The 20,888-nt window shown below is 64.4% G+C and carries 19 protein-coding genes; 10 read left to right on the top strand and 9 right to left on the bottom strand.

Annotated elements, in window-relative coordinates; genetic code table 11:
* Positions 1 to 411: 411 nt before the first annotated feature.
* Both ABFX29_RS12245 and ABFX29_RS12240 read right to left on the bottom strand, forming a co-directional pair.
* Positions 412 to 2,487 (bottom strand): HNH endonuclease signature motif containing protein, encoded by a 2,076-nt coding sequence (locus tag ABFX29_RS12245; RefSeq protein WP_170287802.1) that lies wholly within the window; start codon positions 2,485 to 2,487, stop codon positions 412 to 414.
* 348 nt (positions 2,488 to 2,835) lie between these two features.
* Positions 2,836 to 3,588 carry a sulfite exporter TauE/SafE family protein gene (locus ABFX29_RS12240; RefSeq protein WP_152229253.1) on the bottom strand — a complete coding sequence of 251 codons (753 nt, stop codon included), beginning with the start codon at positions 3,586 to 3,588 and terminating at the stop codon, positions 2,836 to 2,838.
* Between the two features lie 22 nt (positions 3,589 to 3,610).
* Here ABFX29_RS12240 and ABFX29_RS12235 point away from each other — a divergent pair, with 22 nt between their 5' ends.
* The gene (locus ABFX29_RS12235; RefSeq protein ID WP_152229254.1) at positions 3,611 to 4,240 is read left to right on the top strand and encodes a DUF1684 domain-containing protein; all 630 of its coding nucleotides are present in this window, start codon (positions 3,611 to 3,613) and stop codon (positions 4,238 to 4,240) included.
* Positions 4,241 to 4,254: 14 nt separating this feature from the next.
* On the top strand, positions 4,255 to 5,055 hold the full coding sequence (locus ABFX29_RS12230; protein WP_152229255.1) for an MSMEG_6728 family protein: 801 nt from the start codon (positions 4,255 to 4,257) through the stop codon (positions 5,053 to 5,055).
* On the opposite strand, the gene ABFX29_RS12225 is transcribed toward ABFX29_RS12230, so the two are convergent.
* From ABFX29_RS12225 to ABFX29_RS12210, 4 genes are all read right to left on the bottom strand, one after another.
* A complete protein-coding gene (locus ABFX29_RS12225; RefSeq protein WP_152229256.1) occupies positions 5,052 to 5,693 on the bottom strand; it encodes a DUF6318 family protein in 642 nt (213 codons plus the stop codon). The genes ABFX29_RS12230 and ABFX29_RS12225 overlap by 4 nt on opposite strands.
* Before the next feature lie 142 nt (positions 5,694 to 5,835).
* Positions 5,836 to 6,213: a hypothetical protein gene (locus ABFX29_RS12220; protein ID WP_246167710.1), complete on the bottom strand. Its 378-nt coding sequence runs from the start codon at positions 6,211 to 6,213 to the stop codon at positions 5,836 to 5,838.
* Positions 6,214 to 6,727: 514 nt separating this feature from the next.
* Positions 6,728 to 7,387 carry a DUF6318 family protein gene (locus ABFX29_RS12215; protein WP_275124660.1) on the bottom strand — a complete coding sequence of 220 codons (660 nt, stop codon included), beginning with the start codon at positions 7,385 to 7,387 and terminating at the stop codon, positions 6,728 to 6,730.
* Positions 7,388 to 7,500: 113 nt separating this feature from the next.
* Positions 7,501 to 8,010 carry a hypothetical protein gene (locus tag ABFX29_RS12210; RefSeq protein ID WP_152229258.1) on the bottom strand — a complete coding sequence of 170 codons (510 nt, stop codon included), beginning with the start codon at positions 8,008 to 8,010 and terminating at the stop codon, positions 7,501 to 7,503.
* 297 nt (positions 8,011 to 8,307) lie between these two features.
* Here ABFX29_RS12210 and ABFX29_RS12205 point away from each other — a divergent pair, with 297 nt between their 5' ends.
* On the top strand, positions 8,308 to 9,936 hold the full coding sequence (locus ABFX29_RS12205; protein WP_152229259.1) for a stealth family protein: 1,629 nt from the start codon (positions 8,308 to 8,310) through the stop codon (positions 9,934 to 9,936).
* Positions 9,937 to 10,027: 91 nt separating this feature from the next.
* On the opposite strand, the gene ABFX29_RS12200 is transcribed toward ABFX29_RS12205, so the two are convergent.
* Positions 10,028 to 10,744 carry a FadR/GntR family transcriptional regulator gene (locus tag ABFX29_RS12200; protein ID WP_170287803.1) on the bottom strand — a complete coding sequence of 239 codons (717 nt, stop codon included), beginning with the start codon at positions 10,742 to 10,744 and terminating at the stop codon, positions 10,028 to 10,030.
* 223 nt (positions 10,745 to 10,967) lie between these two features.
* Here ABFX29_RS12200 and eat point away from each other — a divergent pair, with 223 nt between their 5' ends.
* The 5 genes from eat to ABFX29_RS12175 are packed head-to-tail and all read left to right on the top strand — an operon-like array spanning position 10,968 to position 16,734.
* On the top strand, positions 10,968 to 12,401 hold the full coding sequence (gene eat / locus ABFX29_RS12195) for an ethanolamine permease (protein ID WP_152229260.1): 1,434 nt from the start codon (positions 10,968 to 10,970) through the stop codon (positions 12,399 to 12,401).
* A gap of 27 nt (positions 12,402 to 12,428) precedes the next feature.
* Entirely contained in the window at positions 12,429 to 13,808 is a 1,380-nt protein-coding gene (locus tag ABFX29_RS12190) for a glutamine synthetase family protein (RefSeq protein ID WP_152229261.1), read from the top strand.
* Positions 13,789 to 14,553, top strand: a complete 765-nt coding sequence (locus tag ABFX29_RS12185; protein WP_246167712.1) for a gamma-glutamyl-gamma-aminobutyrate hydrolase family protein — start codon at positions 13,789 to 13,791, stop codon at positions 14,551 to 14,553. Before ABFX29_RS12190 ends, ABFX29_RS12185 begins: the two co-directional genes overlap by 20 nt.
* Positions 14,550 to 15,905: an aldehyde dehydrogenase family protein gene (locus ABFX29_RS12180; RefSeq protein ID WP_152229263.1), complete on the top strand. Its 1,356-nt coding sequence runs from the start codon at positions 14,550 to 14,552 to the stop codon at positions 15,903 to 15,905. The genes ABFX29_RS12185 and ABFX29_RS12180 overlap by 4 nt, the downstream gene beginning before the upstream one ends.
* Before the next feature lie 22 nt (positions 15,906 to 15,927).
* Positions 15,928 to 16,734, top strand: coding sequence for a 3-oxoacyl-ACP reductase (locus ABFX29_RS12175; RefSeq protein ID WP_152229264.1), 807 nt, complete (start codon positions 15,928 to 15,930; stop codon positions 16,732 to 16,734).
* A gap of 121 nt (positions 16,735 to 16,855) precedes the next feature.
* On the opposite strand, the gene ABFX29_RS12170 is transcribed toward ABFX29_RS12175, so the two are convergent.
* Positions 16,856 to 18,505, bottom strand: a complete 1,650-nt coding sequence (locus ABFX29_RS12170) for a catalase (protein ID WP_152229265.1) — start codon at positions 18,503 to 18,505, stop codon at positions 16,856 to 16,858.
* Positions 18,506 to 18,641: 136 nt separating this feature from the next.
* On the opposite strand from ABFX29_RS12170, the gene ABFX29_RS12165 reads away from it, so the two are divergent.
* Positions 18,642 to 19,073, top strand: coding sequence for a pyridoxamine 5'-phosphate oxidase family protein (locus tag ABFX29_RS12165; RefSeq protein WP_152229266.1), 432 nt, complete (start codon positions 18,642 to 18,644; stop codon positions 19,071 to 19,073).
* Between the two features lie 63 nt (positions 19,074 to 19,136).
* Here ABFX29_RS12165 and ABFX29_RS12160 read toward each other — a convergent pair whose 3' ends face one another.
* Complete coding sequence (locus ABFX29_RS12160) at positions 19,137 to 20,033, bottom strand: phosphodiesterase (RefSeq protein ID WP_152229267.1); 897 nt, start codon at positions 20,031 to 20,033, stop codon at positions 19,137 to 19,139.
* A 253-nt stretch (positions 20,034 to 20,286) separates the two neighbouring features.
* Here ABFX29_RS12160 and ABFX29_RS12155 point away from each other — a divergent pair, with 253 nt between their 5' ends.
* Positions 20,287 to 20,829 carry a hypothetical protein gene (locus ABFX29_RS12155; RefSeq protein WP_338079143.1) on the top strand — a complete coding sequence of 181 codons (543 nt, stop codon included), beginning with the start codon at positions 20,287 to 20,289 and terminating at the stop codon, positions 20,827 to 20,829.
* The last annotated feature ends 59 nt before the right edge of the window (positions 20,830 to 20,888 follow it).

The raw sequence follows: 20,888 nt of genomic DNA, 5'->3' as shown, positions 1-20,888 counted from the left end.
GCGGCGGGCGGCGGGCCACGGAACCCAGGGCGGTGGGCTGCGAGTCTGCGGGGCGGGGCGGCGGGCGGCGGGCGGCGGGCCACGGAACCCAGGGCGGTGGGCTGCTGGTCTGCGGGGCGGGGCGGCGGGCGGCGGGCCGCGGACCCCAGGGCGGTGGGCTGCGAGTCTGCGGGGCGGTGGGCCGTGTCCCTTTTGTACTGCGGGGGCCTGAGCTCCCGGTCCGCGCTGATGCCGCCTCCTCTGATGCCCGGCCCGCCGCAGCCATCGTCCCTCCGGTCTGCCGCCCGCCTTCTCTGATGATTCCGGCTGCTCCGCTAAGCGGACCTATCCATCGAAGGGACTTGCCCGAGACTGACCCTTTCCTTCGGCGTCGAGGGAGAGCCAGCCGGAACGGCTTGGACCTACGGGGGGCTAGAAGGGTGGCGGATCGTCGTCTGGCGGCTGGGGCGTGGTTTCGGGGCGGGGCCGAGGATCCGATGGCCTGAGATTTCGTGGACTCGGCAGGTAGTCCAGTGTGGGGTCGGTGGTGTAGGTGCGGCCGGTGGGTGAGTTCCATTCGATGGTTCCGGCCGCTGGTTGGCGTGCTTTCCAGTGGCCGAGGGTTTTGAACCGGTGGTGCTTGGGACAGAGGTGTTCCAGGTTCGTGTGGTCTGTTGGTCCGCCGTGTGCGTACGGGGTGGTGTGGTCGATCTCTGCGTGGGTGACATTTACTGGACAGCCGGGGAACCTGCAGGTTCCGTCCCTGGCCTGGAGCCAGCGTTTGAGTCCTGCAGGGATACGCCGTGTCCGTCCCACGGTGAGGATTTCACCGGTGGCCGGGTCCTGAAGCAGGGGCGTCCAGTGCAGGGCCTCAAGGATCATCGAGCGTGCAGTCTCGGCACTGATCGGCCCGTAGCCGTTGAGTTCTGCCGGGTTTTCGTCGATTCCGGCAAGGGTGTCTGCGTTGATCAGAACCATGACCTCGGTACGGACTTTGGAGCGGTCGCGGTTGTTGGTGCGGTCCCGGTTGTTGGTGCGGTCCCGGTTGTTGGTGCGGTTCCGGTTGTTGATGCGGTCCCGGTTCTTGCTCCGGTATCTTTCGGCCCGGCGCGGTCGCTTGTCCTGTCTGGAACTACCGGCGGCAGTGCTGGTGGTACCGGTAGGGGTGGGGCCCGGTGCGGAAGGGATTTCCCCGGCAGCGTCCATGGATGCGGTATCTGGTCCGGTCAGGCGGTGGCCGGCCGGGTCGAGGCCATGGGTTTGAATGCCGGGGACGCTGCTGGGTTCGTAGAGGGAACCGGCGGCGCCTCCCCGAGTCCCTCCGTCTGCAGCGCCGGGAATGGGATTTGCTCCCTGTGTGTCTTCGTTGGTGATCGTTCCGGCCCTGGGAGCTTCTACTGCGGCGTCCCCCTTGGCGGCAGGCGGTTCGCCCTCCAGCAGCAGCTCGGTGAGGGTGTCTGCGCGGAGCTGGTCCATGGTGCGGGGGTCGCCGGCTCGTTTGCCGGCTTTCGCTGCACCGGTGAGCGCGGCGAACATAGCCTGGCCCTTCTCCGCGGCGATGATCGCGCTGAGGCAGGACATGCCATCGGGCAGGGGCTGGAACATCACACGGCGTTTGTCCTTGGCCTCACGGTGCCGGGCAGGGATCAGGTCCGGGAAGCGGGACTCGCGCAGCCTGCGGGCTCGGCGCCCGAACCCGGCAGCAGTCCTGCCCTCGGCTGCTGCCAGCAGGTCCCGTTCGAACGCAGCACGCACTGTGAGGGCTGCACCGGCAGGCCCATCGACGGCTGCGCCTGCGGCTGCTTCGCCCGGCCCGTCCGACCCGGCTGCCCCGCCTACCGGACCATCCTGCACTCCGTCTGCCCCGTCCGGTCCGCCCGGCCCATCCGGTCCGGTTGCTCCACCGTCTCCGTCCGGTCCGCTTGCTCCATCCGGTCCGCCCGGCCCGGACTGCCCGAACAGCGCGCCCTGGGCCTCCAGGCCGAGATCCAGCTGACCGGCCTCCCCGTCAGGCGGTGTCCCGTTGCCGGCTGGTGCGGCTGCGTCATCTGAACCCGCGCCAGCACCCGGTTCCGGCTGCGGTTCGAGGATGTCGGCGGGGAGGTTTTGGGTTTCCTCGAGGATGATGCGGGCGTGCTGGAGGGCGATCTTTCCCTCGGATAATCTGGCCAGCGTCTGCGGAGCCTGAACACACAGGCGGGTGGATTCGCTGATGAGCTGCATCGCCGTCATGTGCGGGATGTTCAGGACCGTGGATGCCTCGGCTGCAGCCAAACTCATGGCCAGGGCGGGTTCTTCACGTCCGGAAGCCTCAGCGATATCCCTGGCAAAGAGCACTTCCAGCCGGGCGGCAACACGTGCCTGCTGGGCCTGCGCCCAGGAGATGAGCATGCCCAGACGCTCAAGCGCGGACACGGTTTCCTCATACCCCAGGGACTCCGAACCGCGGAGTGATAACTGCCCGGCGAAACCCTCAGGCAACGACTCGGACACATGGTCCTCAACCAAGGCAGGATCAGCGCAGAACACCGTCCCTGAGGGAGCTGTAAACGCAGGTTCCGAACGCGGCGAGGATGGGGATTCAGCCCCCGGCACACCACCCGGCGCACCCTTCATTTCCCGGTCAGCTGACCGGGAAAACGGGGGCACCGAGGAACGGTTCATACCCCTAACACTCTCAGCTGCCACCGACATTCCAGGGCCTAAATCAGCCCTTTTCCGGGACCTCAATTACCGGTCATTTACCTGCTTTTCAATCCCATGCGAAGCTCGTCTACGGGTCTTCGAAGGCAGCTGAGTCCTGCCCCCGATTCGCTGGGATTGGAGCGCCGCCGTCGGGCACCGCCCAATCGGCAGTTAGGCCATCAGATCGATGATGCCCTTGACCATGGCCGCACCGGCTCCGAGGAAGGCGATCACGATGACTGCGAAGCGGACGTGGTCGTCACGGATGTGTTTCTGCAGCCGCTCCCCCGCATAGATGCCGCCGATGATCATGACGCCAATCAGTACCCAGGCAACGACGCTGAACGGAGGCATCTGGCCCGGATCCATCGCAAGCTTTACGGCGAGCGTCACGGTGGCAATGGTGACGAAGAAGGGCTGAAGGGTTGCAGCGAACGGCCGCTGCGGCCACCGGGCCATCACGGCGTAGGCGCTGACTGCCGGACCGCCCACGCCCGCCACAGCGTTGGTCACTCCTGAAGCGAAACCGGCGATTGCCTTGGCAGGATTGCCCGTCACCACAACTGAATTGCGGGCCAGGACCAGCGAGGCACCGAGCGCCACCAGTACGATCGCACCCACGATCACAGCCATCGGCGCGGCCGGCAAATACACCGCGGCGATGGAGGCAGGAATACTGCCGATCACGGCGGGAACGGCCAGCCACCGATACATGCTCCAGTCCACGTCCTTCCAAACGCGGAACATGATCAGCAGCGAGGACACCAGCCCGCACACATTCACCATCAGCACGCCGGCATGGGCGCCGAGAATGATCACCAGGAACGGCGAAATCAGAAGTGCGAACCCAAGACCGGCGATTCGCTGGGCCAGCGCCCCAACAAAGATCGAAGCCAGCACAACAATTAGCAGTCCCGTAGTCACCCGAACACACTACGCTGGGGACATGGTTTCCCCCGATTCGGCACTCCGGACGGCTGACTGGCGCCGTCGCATATTCGACATATATGCCCAGGTACGGCAGGTCGCGGGGGCTGGTTCGCCGTCGTCGGCCCATGATCTTTGGCGCCGCGAACGCGACGCCCTGTTCGCCATGCACCCCGCGTCCCCGCTCAGCCAGGCGGCAAAACAGCGCTTCGCAGGCCTCGCCGTCGCACCCTATGATCCGGGCCTCCGTTTCGAGACGGGAATCGACGACGACGGCGCCGGCCAGCAGCTCGAAGTCCCCACGGGAACAGACGGAACGGTCTACTTCGAACGCCTCGGAACTGTGACGACGCCGATAGGCAGGCTCGCGCTGTGGCGCCTGGCCACTTACGGGGGCGGGCTTTTCCTGCCGCTGCGGGATGGACTGGCCGGCAAACCCCACGGAACGTACGGGGGTGGGCGCTACCTGCTGGACACGATCAAGGGTGCGCACCTCGGCGAAGGGACAGGCGATTCCCTGATTCTGGATTTTAACTTCCTTTACAACCCGTCGTGCGCCTACGACGAGCGCTGGGCCTGTCCCCTGCCGCGGCTGGATAACCGGGTGGCGGAACCGGTGCTCGCAGGGGAACTGTATGCCGAGTACTAGGTCCTGAGACCGGTATGCAGACATTCGTTCCCTATGAGGACTTCCGGCGCAGTGCCGACGTGCTCGACTCCCCTCGTCTGGGCAAACAGAGAGTTGAAACCCTGCAGATCCTGCGGGCGCTGGTCCTTCCCGACTACGGCTGGCGAAACCATCCGGCCACCCGGATGTGGATGGGGTACGTTCCCGCGCTGGTGGCCTACGGCCTGGCGATGACCGACGCGTGGACCGGGCGGGGATTTGCCGACACCGTGCGGGAGCAGCTGGTTGAGTTCGCGCCCGACGCCGACGGCGGTGAGGTACCGCTGCCCCCTTGGCTCGGCGAGGCGCAGGTTCACGAGAGCCACCGGTCGAACCTGCTTGCCAAAGATCCCGCGTTCTACGCGGACCTGTTCCCCGGCACTCCCCCGGATCTGCCCTACGTGTGGCCGGATCCCGAAAAGCTGATTCTGCCCGCCGAACCCGGAGGGGATTCGCTGTGGGTTGCACGCACTGTTCCCGGCGATGACGGACCGGTGATTGAACTGCCCATGCTGTCCGCGCGCGGTACGCCCGTGGCGGGGAAGAAGGCCCGCCAACTTGAGCGCTTCCTGGAGGAAATGAACGACGGAGATGAGGTCGCCTTGTTGGGGGCGGACCGGACTGTTTTGGACCTGGGAACCGTTGGGGAAGTATCCCTTACGAACGACGCTGCCCACCGGCCGGTCCAGGTTTCCGGGAGGGTACGTCGGTCCGATTTCACCTACCCGGCCCTGCTGCAGGATCCCCGGACGCTCTTTGCTGTGCCTCATCCGGGCCGCCTCCAGCCCGGGCATTAACCCGGCCATCCCGTTGGCTCAGCAGTATCAACGAACCACCCATCTCCCGTGTACGTCGCTTCGAGGATCATTTGGAACGGGTTGTCTGTCCCGGCTACGACTTTCACGGACTTCCCGGAGCTGTCGCGGTGGATGATCACCCTCTGCCGAACGGACATAACGGCTTGCCGCCGGTTCTCAGTGGTCAGCACGAATACCGTCTCCGGGTTCTCGTACTCCACCTGCCCGCCTTCCAGCCAGCCGCCGTCAGCGTATGCTCCTGGTCCTGTCTCGTAGACCCCGCGGCACACGCCGCATTCGGGCGTGGTCACTGCTTGAAGCGGCCCAATGTCGCCGGTTTGATAGGCGTAGTTAACCAATCCAAACCAGTGGTCCACGAATGCGAGAAGTCCATCTGCGGTTTCCTGTCTAGCCACTTCCGGCATGACGGGCAGCTCGAGGTTGACGGCTGGTCCCGCCCCGGAGGCCTGGCTGTAGGACGGAGACGGTGTGGGTGTCGGCGGTTCTGACGGTGCAGCGGCGGAAGAGGCCGTCTCCGGAGTTTCCGCGTCCGCAGTGTTCGCCGCCGGTTGGAAGCTGACCATTGAGCAGCCGGTCAGCAGGATCGTGAGCAGGCCGGCCACGAGGAGTCGGATCATGGTCCTTTTGGACCCTGGAGTGCTGTTTTGAGTCCGCTCTGCCTCCATGGCCGTCTCCTTTTAGTCCATCGGCTGTTGTGGACTGAGGCTACGGCGCGTTCTACGGGTGATTCGACTTATCCACAGGGAAAATTTCGGAAGATCAGCAGCCGACGCCTGCGGGGTTAACAAGACAGTTATCAGCAACGTTGCGGGACTCCGACCGCCAAACGCTCAGGACCTGGGACGGGGAGGCAACTTCGGCACGTCCGTCCATAGGAATCATCGGGCCGCCGTTGACGGAGTATTCGCCCGAAAAGAACGTCGTGATGCTTACCGGAACATCACCGGTCTGCGAATACATGTGGCTTGTGGATGTTTGTTCTCCCCAGCGTGCTTCCGGCAACGGTCCACCGGGCGTCGACACCGGCCCATAGCTTGTGCCGTCGCCGTAGTTGAACGTGTACTCCGTGGGCTCCACCTCGATGCGGATGGATTGGCCAAGGAGATCCATCTCGAAGATCTGGGGCTGTGCTTCCACGTAGACGTTTGTGTGGGCGCCGATAAGTGTGTGAGGGCTGGGTTGAAGGGTGATAGTGCCCGGAGCAATAGGTGCTTCCTGGAAGGCTCTCAGAATTTCGCCGCGCAAGCGTTCTTCGAACGCAGCCGGATCTTCTGAGTAGATGCAAGTTGGAGCCTGGGTGAAACGCGTCCAAGTCTCGGGTGCTACCGTCCTCAACCCTGAATACCACCACACCAAACGACCGTCAGGTCCCGCTGTGCACTGTCTGGTCTGCACCAAACAGGAGATATCTCCCGCGTCCTGATCATCAAAGCAGGCTGGTTCAAAACGATAACCAAGTGGATCATTCGGTAGGCCGATCGCTAGCTCAGTCCATACGCCGGTTCCAGCCTCGTGATGATAAGAGACATCGCCCCGGACACCCCCCTCGATGAATCCGCTGCCGCCACCGCCTGTTGGCGCCGCGAGCGCGCCCTGTGAGTAGAGGAGGCCAACGACACACGCGAGCAGAATCGTGACACCCGATGCATGGCTACTTCTTGGAAGCATGGATAGTCACCACGTCTATGGCACTCCAGCCGGAAGGACCGAATTCTGCTTCAATCATTTGGACTGACGGCAACTCATTTCCGGGCTCGATAGCCTGGACGCCCGCTGGGCCGTAGTACTCCAACGGTTCTTGAACCAGCTGGACTAGCACTTGCACGTAACCTTCGTCTGTGCGCGCAAAGCTGCTGTCCGCCCCTTGAACTTCGATGCCCGCTCCTGCCATCCAGTCGCTGTCTTGAAAACCAGACTGGACCACTTCATAGAAGCTCTGACAAGCAAAACAGTCAGGCCCGCTAACCGCTTTAACAGGCTCCACATCCCCCGTCTCGTAGCCGTAATTGATCAGCTCATACCAATACCGCGCAAAGGCAATAAGCCCCTCCTTGGACTCAACCTTCGCCTCCTCAGGCATCACAGGCAGCGGAACGTTCTCCGCAGGACCCTCAGCAGAGGCAGGCTTATACGTCGCAGATGGCGTAGGAGTCGGGGTGGGAGAAGCGCTCGGCGAGACAGAACTGCTGGGAGACTGCGCAGCGTCCGCATCAGGGTCATCAGCACCCGAACACGCAGACAGAGCCACGAGGGAACCCGCAAGAGCCAGAGAAACCGCAGCAAACCGGCGTCGAACACCAAGACTGGACATCAAAACCCCCGTGTTAGGCAAGGCAGCGTGCGGTAGATGCTACAGAAACTGCGGCAAAGCATACGTACTTATCCACAGCACGCCACAGCAAAAGTGCAGGAAGCCCAAAAAACTCAGTCTGAATTGCGCAAGGAAACCAGCATGCGCCTCACATCGCGGTACTCGTCAGAGTCCGCATACGCCGCTGCCTTCGCCAAATGGGAAGCAGAGTCCGTTCCCTCATCAGGCCGGACAACACCTGAAAACCGTCCGCCACTGGACTCGGTCAAAGTAAAGAAATCAAAGAGACCACAGGCAGCATCCTCGGCAGACGGAGGAGGCGTGCTAACCACCGAATAGGTCACCAGGGCCTCACCCGATGCAGGAGCCACTGAACGGTACACAAAACGCTGCGAAGTACCCTGCCCGGATTCGAGTTCCGGCATAGGCTGGGAGTCGTACTCCGTGTAGACCACAGGCTCCTGCATCCCCATGCAGACCTGGTCCGTAATAATCCCGGTGTCCAACCACGCAATGACGTCACCGCCGGCGTCGTGAACCCGAAGGGATACACCGCCGGAAGGATCGTTGGCCAAGGCAGCAACCTGCTCAACCTGCCAGTCAGAGCGGTATTCAAACTCCAAAGAGCTCTCCGAAACCTCATAGGAATACCAGGCTGGAGAGGCAGTCTGTGAAGGCTGCGGCGCAGCACACGAGGCCACGGCAAGGCCCGCCGTAACGGCGGCACACAACAGGGTGTTACGGTATCTCACATCGGCTCCCGGAGGTTTCCGCGTGCTAAGCATCAATGCTACGCAGCCCCGCCAGCGCCGCCCATAGCACCCCGCGGTTTCACAGCACCGGCCCGGCAGCAAAACCGGCAGGTGAGCACCAACGGTCCAGCTACCGTGCAGCGTCGCACGCTTCCCCTTTCCTGTCACATGCCTAAACGGCCCGACCCCTCGGAGGCTCCAATTACCGACATCACTGCAGAGCACGACGTCTACTTCGGCACACCGGAAGAAGGCGCAGAGGCTGAAGACCTCCAGACGGCATCCCTGGCCGTCGTTGAACGCGTTGAACACCGCGCCAACGTCAGCAAGATCAAGGGCAGGCTAACCCTGATGGACACCGGCCTGACACCGCACCAGGCAATGGTGGAAGACCTGCTGTTCGTTCGCCGGGTACTGGACGACGCCGGAATCGACTATCTGCTGGTTCGAGGCAACGACCAGCGGCCGGTGATAGCAATCGATCTGCGCCTTCGGGGAGACCTCCGCCGTGCCCTCGTCGAAGCCTGCAAAGATGAACCGTTCTACTCCCGCAGCGTGGACACCGAAAAGTCACGCACAGTGCTGGTGGCCGACGGCGAGCTCTCACCCCACGAGAAAACACGCATCATCCGCCTGTTCCGACCGCGCGGAACCAGCGGAACCAACCTCGTCTTCGGCGCCTCCGCTGGCGTCCAGGTTGAGCTGTGGGAACTGGGCGAGAAGGAGATCACCCTCCCGGTAGAGAACTCCCTGACCCGCCGCACCCTGCCTGCCTCCGAAGTGGTGCGCGGCAGCGTGGACAAGCACGGCCTGGTCTGGCCAACCATCGAGAACATGTTTGCCGACCACGCCACGGACATCAGGTTCGACGTCGACCTGGTCTTCTCCTGGGTGGATGGAAGCTCCCCGGAGTACCGGGCACGCCGCGCGGCCCTGATGCAGGACGCGGTCGTCGGTGAAGGCGATGACCATGAAGCCCGCTACCGGCAGATCAACGAACTGAAGTACGCCCTGCGCTCGGTGTATATGTTCGCGCCCTGGATTCGGCGCATCTTCATCGCCTCCGATTCGCCGCGCCCGGACTGGCTGGCAGAGCACCCGTCAGTTACGTTCGTCCCCGCAACCGAGCACTTCCGCGACCCGTCCGTGCTGCCCACCTTCAACTCGCAGGCAGTCGAATCGCAGCTGCAGCACATTCCCGGGCTCTCCGAACACTTCCTGTATTCGAACGACGACATGTTCTTTGGCCGCCCCGTGGGCCCGGACCTGTTCTTCTCCCCCGGCGGAATCACCAAGTTCATCGAAGCCAGCACCCGCATCGGCCTCGGAGCGAACGACCCCGAACGCAGCGGCTTCGAAAACGCCGCGCGCGTGAACCGCCGGCTGCTCTGGGAACGTTTCGGCCGGATCACCACCCGGCACCTCGAACACACGGCCGCACCGCTGCGCAAAAGCGTCCTAGTGGAAATGGAAGCGGTCTTCCCCGACGAATTCGCGGCCACGGCAGCCAGCAAGTTCCGGGCGAAGGACAACATCTCCGTCACCAACTCGCTCTACCACTACTACGCGCTGCTCACCGGCCGTGCCGTCACGCAGGAAACCGCCAAGGTGAAGTACGTGGACACCACCTCCTACCGCGGGCTGAAGGATATGGACCGGCTGCTGGCCAAGCGGAACAAGGACCTCTTCTGCCTCAACGACGGGTCTTTCCCCGAAGTCTCCACCGAAGAACGGACCAACCGGGTTACGGACTTCCTGGAAAAGTACTTCCCCATCAAGGCGCCCTGGGAAAACTAGGGCACAGAGTAGGACGGCGGCACCCGGGTTTCCGAGCGAAACCCCGGGTGCCGCCGTCGTACGTCCAGGCGCAGCGCGCCCCACACCAGTGTCAGGCCAGGAACCCCCGCAGCAGCCTCTCAGTCCCTTCGAGGTGGGCAGCGGCCGCTGCTTCGGCGGCATCCGCATCTCCGCGCAGCACCGCGTCAACCAGCTCGCGGTGCTGGGCCTGGGAATGGTCCAGGTTGGCCTGCAGCAGCGGAATCCGGTCCAGCAGGTCGCTCGCCTGCGCACGGACCTCGGCAACGGCAGCCACCAGCCGGGCAGATCCGGACAGTTCGGCAACGGCAATGTGGAACCGGGCATCCTTGGGCCGGAACGTGTCCGTGGCAGCGCGGTCCACTTCCTCAAGGGCGGCCAGCAGATGTCCCCGTGCTGCAGGCGTCAGCGTAGCTTCGGCCGCCAGCCGGGCCGCAGCTGACTCCACCACCCTGCGGAACAGCAGTACGTCCTCCAAATCCGAAACGTTCCCCGTGCCGGCCGGATCAGATGGCCCTGGAAGGACTTCCGCAGCGAAGGTTCCCCCATACCGTCCGCGGCGCGACTCCAAATATCCCGCAGCCTGCAGCTCCGCGAGCGCCTCACGCAACGTTGCCCGGGACACGCCCAGCTGGGAGGCCAGCTCCCTCTCCGGCGGAAGCCTGGACCCGGCAGCGTAAATCCCGAGTTTAAGGTTTTCCAGCACCCGCTCCACGGTTTCCTCGAACGCATTGCCTCGGCGCACCGGCCGCACCGGCAGCGCCCCGGAGTCGAAGTGCGGCATATCCATGCGGGAAGTATAAGCCTCCAAAGCCCTCAAATCAGGCCAATAAAAAATGTTGTCAGCCTCTTGACGTGAGGCCATCAAAAACCGCAGACTCTTCTCCAACATTCATGGACTGAAATCAGTCCATTACGCCATATGTATCTGCGCCTCGCTACACCGCTTTGCTCCACATGGATTGTTCCTGCACCGTCCAATTCCAGCGCACGAGGAAAACCGAGGAACCAGCATGGCTAAATCCCGGGTCGACTACACGAAAGTCGGCGCTAACTACATGAGCCAGCGCCAGCTCAAGCGGGGCGCCGCAGGCTGGATCCTGCTTGCCGGCCTCGGCGTCGCCTACGTCATCTCCGGAGACTTCTCCGGCTGGAACCTCGGACTGGCCCAGGGCGGCTGGGGCGGACTGCTCATCGCCTTTGTCCTCATGGGAATCATGTACACCTGCATGGTCTTCGGACTGGCCGAACTCTCCTCCACACTGCCCACCGCCGGCGCAGGCTACGGTTTCGCCCGCCGGGCGCTGGGGCCCCTGGGCGGGTTCGCCACCGGCATGGCCGTGCTGATCGAGTACGCCGTGGCACCTGCGGCCATCGCCACGTTCATCGGCGGCTACATAGAAGCGCTGGGACTCTTCGGCCTAACCAACTCCTGGCCGGTCTACCTGGTCACCTACGCCATCTTCATTGGCATCCACCTGCGCGGAGTCGGCGAGGCGCTCAAGCTGATGTTCGTCATCACCGCCATCGCCGTCCTGGCGCTGGTCGCCACCGTGGTGGGCCTGGTTCCGAAGTTCGACGCCGCCAATCTCTTCGACATTGTCCCGGCTGATGCCGCGGGAGCGAGTTCCTTCCTCCCGATGGGCATCGCCGGTGTGCTGGCAGCGCTGGTCTACGGCATCTGGTTCTTCCTTGCCATCGAGGGCGTCCCGCTGGCCGCCGAGGAAACCTCCGACCCCAAGCGGGACATGCCCCGCGGCATCATCGCGGCCATGGCCATCCTGCTGGTCTTCGGCGCGCTGATGCTTGTGCTCGTCCCGGGAGCCGCCGGCGCAGAAGCCATGAGCACCTCGGACAATCCCCTGCCTGAAGCCCTGCGCATCGCCTACGGCGGCAACACGTTCCTGGCCGACTTCGTGAACTACGCCGGGCTCGCCGGACTCGTGGCCAGCTTCTTCTCCATCATGTACGCCTACTCCCGGCAGCTCTTCGCCCTCTCCCGTGCCGGCTACCTGCCGCGCTGGATGTCCCTGACCACACGCTGGCGCACCCCGTACATGGCGCTGATCGTGCCGGGCACTATCGGCTTCCTGCTCGCGGCGCTTACCGGCGACGGCGGTCTGCTGATCAACATCGCCGTGTTCGGCGCAACGGTGTCCTACGTACTGCTGAACCTCTCCCACATAGTGCTCCGCCGGCGCGAACCCGACCTGCCGCGCGGTTACCGCACCCCGGGCGGGGCGGTGACCACCGGCGTCGCGCTGGTCCTCGCCGTGGTGGCAGTGGTGGCGACGTTCGTGGTGGATGTGCTGGCAGCCTCCATCACCGCGGGAATTTTTGTGGCCGCACTGGCCTACTTCTGGTTCTATAGCCGCCATCACCTGGTAGCCAGCGCACCGGAGGAGGAATTCGCGCAGATCAGCGAGGCCGAATCGGAAATCCGTTAGGACACGACCGTGGGAAGTGGACAGAGCATGAAGCAGCCAGAACGCAAGCTACCGCCCAACGGGCTGGATCTCGAGGAACTGCGGGAACGTACCGCCGCCGGCAGCATCGACACGGTAATCGTTGCCATCACCGACCACCTGGGCAGGCTGCAGGGCAAACGCTGCGGCGCCAAGTCCTTCCTGGAAGACGTTTACCCGCACGGGGCGGAGGGCTGCAATTACCTGCTCGCCGTGGACGTGGACATGAACACCATTGAGGGCTACGAGTCCTCTTCCTGGGAGGGCGGCTACGGAGACCTGGTGATGCGCCCGGACATGGAAACGCTGCGCATGGTGCCGTGGCTGCCCGGCACGGCCATAGTCCAGTGCGACGTCCTGCACACCGACGGTACTCCCCTGGCGCCCTCTCCCCGGCAGATCCTGCGCCGGCAGCTCGAGCGCCTGGAAGAGCTGGGCTACCGGGCCTACATCGGCACCGAGCTTGAGTTCATCCTCTTCGATGACAGTTACTCCTCCGCCTGGGACCGCGAGTACACCGGAATGCAGGCAGCCAGCCGGTACAACGTGGACTATTCGCTGCTGGCCACCTCCCGGCTGGAACCTGTGCTGCGCGCTATCCGCACCGGCATGGAAGGCGCCGGCATGGTGGTCGAATCCTCCAAGGGTGAATGCAACTACGGGCAGCAGGAAGTCACCTTCCGCTTCGACGAAGCCATGCGCACCTGCGACAACCACGCCTTCTACAAGACCGGTGCCAAGGAAATCGCAGACCAGCAGGGCAAGAGCGTTACCTTTATGGCCAAGTTCAATGAACGTGAGGGCAACTCCTGCCACATCCACTTCAGTCTCCGGGACCTCGACGGTGAGCCCGTGTTCCCGGGCGACAGCGAACACGGCTTCAGCCCGGTCATGGAACACTTCCTGGCCGGCCAGCTGGCAGCGCTGAAGGAACTGACCTATTTCCTGGCGCCCAACGTGAACTCCTACAAGCGTTTCGTGGAAGGCAGCTTCGCACCCACCGCCATCGCCTGGGGCCTGGACAACCGCAGCTGTGCGCTGCGGGTTGTTGGCCACGGCGCGGGGATGCGGAGTGAAAACCGGGTGGGCGGCGGGGACCTGAACCCGTACCTGGCCACGGCAGCCCTGGTAGCAGCAGCCATCCACGGCCTTGAAAACCGGCTCCCGCTGGAACCGGTCACGGCCGGGAACGCCTACACCACCGGAGCGGACCGGCTGCCGACGACGCTGCGCGCAGCCCGGGACCTGCTGGCCGGCAGCGAGCTGGCCCGCAAGGCCTTCGGCGACGACGTCGTTACCCACTATGTGCACGCGGCCGACGTCGAGCTGGCCGCCTTCGAATCCGCGGTCACCGACTGGGAGCGCAAGCGTGGCTTCGAGCGGCTCTGAAGACCTGTCCCCCGGCAGCACGGCGCGGCCGCTGATTGGCATCACCACCTACTACCAGGAAGCGGCCTGGGGAGTTTGGAAAGGACCCGCAGCGCTGATCCCCGGCACGTACGTGGAGGCGGTGGCTGCCGCGGGCGGAGTTCCGGTGCTCCTGCCGCCGGTGGCAACCGGAGTGCACGTCCTGGACCGGCTCGACGGGCTCATCACTGCGGGAGGCACGGATGTGGACCCGGCGGAGTACGGGCATGAGCGGCACCGGCTCACTGTTAGCCAGCCGCAGCGGGACACCCATGACCTGGCACTGACCCGGGCTGCCCTTGAACGGGACCTGCCGCTGCTGGCGATCTGCAGGGGCGCCCAGGTCCTGAACGTGGCACTGGGCGGCACACTGATCCAGCACCTGCCCGATGTTCGCCCGGAAGCCAACTACCAGCCCTCCCCCGGCGTCTTCGGGGAGGTTGGCTTCACGACCACCCCGGGCAGCCTGATCGCTTCCCTGCTCGGCCCGCAGGCCAGCGCCCCGTGCTACCACCACCAGGGCATCGCGGAACTGGGTCACGGCCTGGTTGTCACGGCCGTGGCACCGGAAGGCACCATCGAGGCCGTGGAGCTGCCCGACGCCGGCAAGTGGGTTCTGGGGGTGCAGTTCCATCCCGAACAGAACCCCGAAGACCTGCGGTTGTTCCGCGGCTTCATCGCTGCAGCCGCAGCACACACTTCAGCACCCCAAGGAGCGCAACGGTGAGCACGCCCATCCTGAACCCCGCCACCGAGGAGATCATCACCACCGTGGCCCCGCTGGACCTGGCTGCCGCGGATGCCGCCATCGAGGCCGCTGCACGAGCCTTCGAGAGCTGGCGGAACACCGGCCCCTCAGACCGGGCCCGGCTCCTGCGGAGGTTCGCGGCCGCCGTGGACGCGGACCTCGGGAACCTCGCGGCCCTGGAAGTGGCCAATGCGGGGCACACCCTGGGTAACGCGCGCTGGGAAGCGGGCAACGTGCGGGATGTCCTGAACTACTACGCCGGAGCTCCGGAGCGGCACACCGGCGCGCAGATTCCGGTGGACGGCGGCATCGACGTGACGTTTCACGAGCCGCTGGGCGTAGTGGGCGTGATCGTGCCCTGGAACTTTCCCATGCCCATTGCCGGATGGGGATTCGCCCCGGCGCTGGCTGCCGGGAACACCGTGGTGCTCAAACCTGCTGAACTGACCCCGCTGACCGCCCTGCGCCTGGCGGAGCTTGCGCTGGAGGCAGGCATCCCCGAGGGCGTCTTCTCGGTTCTGCCGGGCAAGGGATCGGTGATCGGCGAGCGTTTCGTCACCCATCCGGCCGTCCGCAAAGTCGTGTTCACCGGATCCACCGAGGTGGGCAAGGGCATCATGGCCGGCTGCTCCGCTCAGCTGAAGCGGGTAACCCTTGAACTGGGCGGCAAGAGTGCCAACATCATCTTCGACGACGCCGATCTGGAACAGGCCGCCGCGGCAACGCCCGGCGGCGCTTTCGACAACGCCGGCCAGGACTGCTGCGCGCGCTCCCGGATCCTGGTCCAGTCCGGAGTGTACGAGCGTTTCCTGGAACTGCTCGAACCGCATGTCACCGGCCTGCGCGTGGCCGACCCGCGGCAGCCGGACTCAGCCATGGGGCCGCTGATTTCATCCGTGCAGCGCGAACGGGTGGCCGGCTACGTAGCGGCAGGCGATGTCCTTATCCAGGGCACGGCGCCGGACGGCCCGGGTTTTTGGTTCCCGCCCACCGTCCTGGCACCGGCACCGGGCAGTCCCGCCCTTCGCGAAGAGATCTTCGGCCCGGTGACCGCGGTCATCCCCTTCACCGATGAGGAAGACGCCGTCCGCATTGCCAATGACTCCGATTACGGTCTCTCCGGTTCCATCTGGACCCGGGACCTGGGGCGCGCCCTGCGGACGTCCCGCGGAGTCGAAGCCGGGAACCTCTCGGTGAACTCGCATTCCTCGGTGCGGTACTGGACGCCGTTCGGCGGCTTCAAGCACTCAGGGCTCGGCCGGGAACTGGGCCCGGATGCCCTGGACGCGTTCACGGAAACCAAGAACGTCTTCATTGCCACCGGCCGGTAACGGCCCCAAGGAGGGAAACACCATGTCAGATCAGGTCTCACCGGCGCAGCTCCCCCCGTCTCCGCTGCGCAGGCTCGAGGGCCGCAGCGCCGTCATTACCGGAGGGGGCAGCGGGATTGGGCTCGCCACCGCCCGCCGGCTGGCAGCGGAAGGCGCCCACGTCGTCGTCGGGGACGTGGATCCCGTGGCCGGCAAGGCAGCGGCCCACGAAGTGGGCGGCATCTACGTGCCGGTGGACGTCACCAGCGAGGAAGAGGTCCGGCGGCTCTACGAGGTGACTCAGGAAACCTACGGGCGCGTGGACATTGCCTTCAACAACGCCGGCATTTCACCCCCGGAGGACGCCTCCATCCTGGAAACGGGCATCGATGCCTGGCGGCGGGTACAGGAGGTCAACCTGACCTCCGTGTACTACTGCTGCAAGTACGCGCTGCCGCATATGCTGGCCGCCGGCAAGGGATCCATTATCAACACCGCCTCCTTCGTGGCGGTGATGGGGGCTGCGACCTCGCAGATTTCCTATAGCGCGTCCAAAGGCGGGGTGCTGGCCATGAGCCGGGAACTCGGTGTCGAGTTCGCCCGGCAGGGGGTGCGCGTCAATGCCCTGTGCCCCGGACCGGTGAACACTCCCCTGCTGCAGGAACTCTTCGCCAAGGACCCGGAACGGGCCGCGCGCCGTCTGGTGCACATTCCGCTGGGCCGGTTCGCCGAGCCGGAGGAACTCGCCGGCGCCGTGGCGTTCCTGGCCAGCGATGACTCCTCCTTCATCACGGCGTCGACCTTTATGGTCGACGGCGGCATCTCGGGTGCCTACGTCACGCCGGCTTAACCTCCGCCCAGGAAAGCGAACCAGGACAGCGTAAAGCGGCGGCAGGTTGGACCCGCCGCCGCTTTACCGTGTTGCGGTACCGCTTTGGTCCCTAGCTTATTCCATGGGTTACTCCGCTGGGCTAGCGGGTAACCACTACGTGCTCGTTGGGCACGCAGTGGGTCATGGTCAGGCCCTCCACATTCCGCGGGCCGTTGCTGCCAAGGTTCTTGACCCGGTCCTGCTCCTCTTCGGTGAGGGCCTGTGTGGGCAGCGGGCCGAGGTCCTTAATCTCAGCCAGCCCGATGCCCAGGCCCTCGCCAACGCGCGCGCCCAGTTCGTCGTCGCACATGTAGAAGTGCCACAGCATCCGCTCCTGCACCGGACGCGCAGCCTCGGAGATGTTGTCGACGAAGTTCTTCACCAGGTCGTCCTTCTCCCACTGTTCCATGAGCTGGTACCGCTGGCCGGCCTGCATATAGTCGTTGGTCCGCTCGATGCGGGCGCGGGTCAGGCGTCCCTCGAGCTCCGGCCCAACCGCCGAGGGACCCTGTTTCGGTGCCTCCTGCACACCGCCGGTGATGCTCGGTTCGTAGTTCACGTGCGGGTTCTGTCCCGGTGCGAGGTCGGTACCGTAGGACATCTGCCCGCCGCGCTGGTTCGTGGCCACCTTGGCATTCTTCGGGGAGTTCACCGGCAGCTGCAGGTAGTTCGGGCCCACCCGGTAACGCTGGGTATCCGAGTAGCTGAACGTGCGTCCCACCAGCATCTTGTCATCGGAGAATTCCAGGCCGTCCACCAGCACACCCGTGCCGAAGGAGATCTGCTCGTTCTCGTTGTGGTGGTCGGACACGTTCCGGTTCAGCGTCATGGTGCCCACAAGCTGCGGCACAAAGACCTCTTCGGGCCAGGTCTTGGTGTCATCGAGCGGATCGAAGTCCAGTTCAGGATGGTCATTGTCATCCATCAGCTGCACGTACAGGTCCCACTGCGGGTAGTCGCCGCGCTCAATGGCCTCGTAGAGGTCCTTCGACGCGTGGCCGAGGTCGCCCGCCTGGATGTTCGCGGCATCTTCTTCGGTCAGGGACTTCACGCCCTGCCTGGGCTGCCAGTGGTACTTCACCAGCTTCGACTCGCCGTCGGCGTTGACCCAGCGGTAGGTGTTCACGCCGAAGCCCTGCATATGCCGGTAATCCGCCGGGATGCCGCGCGGGCTGAACAGGTTTACCAGCATGTGCATTGACTCAGGCGTCTGGGACATAAAGTCGAAGATCCGGGCAGGTTCCTGGCGGAAGGTGACAGGGTCCGGCTTCAGGGAGTGGATCACGTCCGGGAACTTGATCGCATCACGGATGAAGAAGACACCGAGGTTGTTGCCCACCATGTCCCAGTTGCCGTCTTCGGTGTAGAACTTCACCGCAAACCCGCGGGGATCCCGTGCTGCCTCGGAAGAGTCGCGGCCGCCGATCACCGTGGAGAAGCGGATGGCGACGTCGGTCTTCTTGCCCGGCTCCGAGAAGAGCTTGGCGCGTGTGTACCTGGAAATGGGTTCGTCTCCCCATTTGCCCGTCGCCTCGAACTCGCCGTAGGCCACAAACCCGCGGGCGTGGACCACCCGCTCGGGGATCCGCTCCCGGTCAAAGTGGCTGATTTTCTCGAGGAACTGGTAGTTCTCCAGGGTGGCCGGACCGCGCGAACCAACTGTGCGGGTGTTCTGGTTATCCGTTACCGGATGGCCCTGCCGGGTGGTCAGGTGCTCCTGGGGCGAATACTGGTTGTCGTCCGTCATCATGCTCTCTCTCAGTCGAGGTCGTGCCGATTAGGTCAGTAAGCTTACCGTTTCCACTTTTGTGAGTAAGGCCGCGGCAGTCAACCCGGGTCAGGAGCGGTGGCTGGCGGCTGGCGGTCCGGCTTGGCAGACTGGAGGCATGACTACTGATGAACGGCCCGCAGTTGTTGAGCTGACGGAAGAAGAAGCCTGGAAGTATGTCGAAAAGACCTTCCACGGGCGGATTGCAGTCAGTGTGGGCAACGAGCCCGATATCTTTCCCATCAACTACTACGCCCACGACGGCGTCCTGCTGTTCCGCACGGCCCCCGGCACAAAGCTGGCCGGCCTGACCATCAACTCTCACGTGGCGTTCGAGACAGACGGCATCATGAGCGACGAAGCCTGGTCCGTCATCATCAAGGGAACCTGCCGTGAGCTGGAGCGCAGCGCGGAAATCGAAGCAGCGGACAAACTTCCGCTGAAGCCCTGGGTGCGCACCCCCAAGTACCGCTACGTGGAGCTCACCCCGGATTCGGTCAGCGGACGGTTCTTCAACCTCGGACCGGAACCGGACCCCGACGAGCTCTAACGAGATGACAGAAACTGCTCTTTTGAAGCCTGAAACGGGCAGTTTCTGCTATCTCGATGGTGGCTATGCGTTGCTGAGCGTCCGGGCGTCCAGGATCCGCCGTCCCGCGGCTTCCAGCCGGCGGCGGGTCTCTGTTTCATCCACCCGTTCGCCCACGGTGCTGCTTTCCTCCAGCGGCACCACGGAGTGGACCACCGAGTCCTCGTACACGTGGATCATGTTGAAGCCCTGGCCGGCGTCCTGGCCCCGGGTTCCCGGAGTTGCCAGGTCCTGGGTGTAACAGGTGGCCGACGCCACCGAGACCGGAATCCCGGCGAAGGTGGTGAAGGTGGAATAGTGCAGGTGCCCGGCGATGACCGCACGGACATCGGATCCTTCCAGGGCTGCCGCAAGGTCGCGCTGGTGGCGCAGCTCCACCAGGACCGTCAGGTCCTGGACGCTGGGAACAGGCGGATGGTGCAGGGCAAGGATCGTACCCTCCGGCGCAGGAGTCCGCAGGACGGACCGCAGCCAGGAAAGCTGGGAGTCGCTGAGTTCTCCGTGGTGGTATCCCGGCACCGTCGAATCCAGTGTCACGATCCGCAGGCCGTTGACCTCATACACGCGGTCCATGGGTGCCATGTCCGGCGCTTCGTCCAGCAGCCGCTCTTTGAAGTGCTCCCGTTTGTCATGGTTGCCCATGACCCAGATGACCTTGGCCCCCATGTGCTCCGCGGCCGGCTCAACGATCGAACGCAGTTCGTCATAGGCTTCCGGTTCGCCTTTGTCCGTCAAGTCGCCGGTAAAGACGATGGCTTCGGGTTTGCGCTCGGCCTCCGCCAGCCGTTCGAAGAGGGATATCAGCTTGGCCCGGCTGTCCACCGCTCCGTACAACGGATCCGGTCCGGCCAGAAGGTGGGTGTCGCTCAGGTGAAGGATGAAATGTCGCGGCCGTGGGTGCTCGGCCGGGAGGTAATCCATTGGTGACCTTCTTGTGTCGATGACGGGTTTCCCAGTACCTCTTTAATAAAAGCAGAAATCCCGCCTGCGGGGGCAGTTTGCGTCGGCATGTTGATCCCCCGCACCGAATGTCCGCCTCCCGGCCATGAACCGTTAGCCCATGTCCGGAACGCATGCGGATTCTTCCGTCCGCTTACCCCGCGGCCCCTTCCGCCCGTTGGGGTGCGGCCGTAGGCTCGTGCGTGGAAACTGCCCACTGGAGTTAGGACCCACCATGAAAATCAGCCACATCCCGCTGCGGCTCACCACCGGCGCCTACATCCTGAACTCGGGCCTGAACAAGCGCAGCCTGGACGAAGAGTCCGCCGCCGGGCTGCAGCACCTGGCCGGCAATGCCTTTCCGCAGGTGCTGGACCTGGAACCGGCGCGCTTCGGCAAACTGCTCTGCGCTGCCGAAATCACCGTCGGCCTGACCTTGCTGACCCCGTTCGTTCCCAGCCGCCTCGCGGGACTGGTGCTCGGCGCCTTCTCCGGCGGCATGATGCGCATGTACCTCAAGACCCCGGAGTTCACTGAGGACGACGGAATCCGTCCCAACGCTGCCGGCACCCCCTTCGCCAAGGACATCTGGATGCTGGGAATCGCCGCGGCCCTGGTCCTGGACACCAAGAGCAAAACCAAGACGAAGACCAAGATCGTGAAGGTGCCCACGCCGGTGAAGGCGACCGCAGCGGCGGCAGCGGTGAAGGCGGCGAAAGACCTCAAGGAGTCAAAGGGGTCCAAAGAGTCCAAGGACGCGAAGTCCACGAAAGACTGAAGCCGGGACGCCGGAGAAACAATGGTGCCCTCCGCGGAGGGCACCATCGGGTGCAGCCA

It is taken from the genome of Arthrobacter gandavensis (genome assembly GCF_039528575.1).
In the GTDB taxonomy this organism is placed as follows: domain Bacteria; phylum Actinomycetota; class Actinomycetes; order Actinomycetales; family Micrococcaceae; genus Arthrobacter_B; species Arthrobacter_B citreus_B.
This window is presented reverse-complemented; position numbering and strand designations above follow the sequence as displayed.

Bases quoted from the DNA above. Each gene is read 5' to 3' on its own strand.
- ABFX29_RS12200 (WP_170287803.1), bottom strand. From the start codon at position 10,744: ATGGATATGCCGCACTTCGACTCCGGGGCGCTGCCGGTGCGGCCGGTG.
- ABFX29_RS12170 (WP_152229265.1), bottom strand. From the start codon at position 18,505: ATGATGACGGACGACAACCAGTATTCGCCCCAGGAGCACCTGACCACC.
- ABFX29_RS12230 (WP_152229255.1), top strand. From the start codon at position 4,255: ATGCAGACATTCGTTCCCTATGAGGACTTCCGGCGCAGTGCCGACGTG.
- ABFX29_RS12235 (WP_152229254.1), top strand. From the start codon at position 3,611: ATGGTTTCCCCCGATTCGGCACTCCGGACGGCTGACTGGCGCCGTCGC.
- ABFX29_RS12225 (WP_152229256.1), bottom strand. From the start codon at position 5,693: ATGATCCGACTCCTCGTGGCCGGCCTGCTCACGATCCTGCTGACCGGC.
- ABFX29_RS12205 (WP_152229259.1), top strand. From the start codon at position 8,308: ATGCCTAAACGGCCCGACCCCTCGGAGGCTCCAATTACCGACATCACT.
- eat (WP_152229260.1), top strand. From the start codon at position 10,968: ATGGCTAAATCCCGGGTCGACTACACGAAAGTCGGCGCTAACTACATG.
- ABFX29_RS12160 (WP_152229267.1), bottom strand. From the start codon at position 20,033: ATGGATTACCTCCCGGCCGAGCACCCACGGCCGCGACATTTCATCCTT.
- ABFX29_RS12175 (WP_152229264.1), top strand. From the start codon at position 15,928: ATGTCAGATCAGGTCTCACCGGCGCAGCTCCCCCCGTCTCCGCTGCGC.
- ABFX29_RS12165 (WP_152229266.1), top strand. From the start codon at position 18,642: ATGACTACTGATGAACGGCCCGCAGTTGTTGAGCTGACGGAAGAAGAA.
- ABFX29_RS12215 (WP_275124660.1), bottom strand. From the start codon at position 7,387: ATGTCCAGTCTTGGTGTTCGACGCCGGTTTGCTGCGGTTTCTCTGGCT.
- ABFX29_RS12190 (WP_152229261.1), top strand. From the start codon at position 12,429: ATGAAGCAGCCAGAACGCAAGCTACCGCCCAACGGGCTGGATCTCGAG.
- ABFX29_RS12155 (WP_338079143.1), top strand. From the start codon at position 20,287: ATGAAAATCAGCCACATCCCGCTGCGGCTCACCACCGGCGCCTACATC.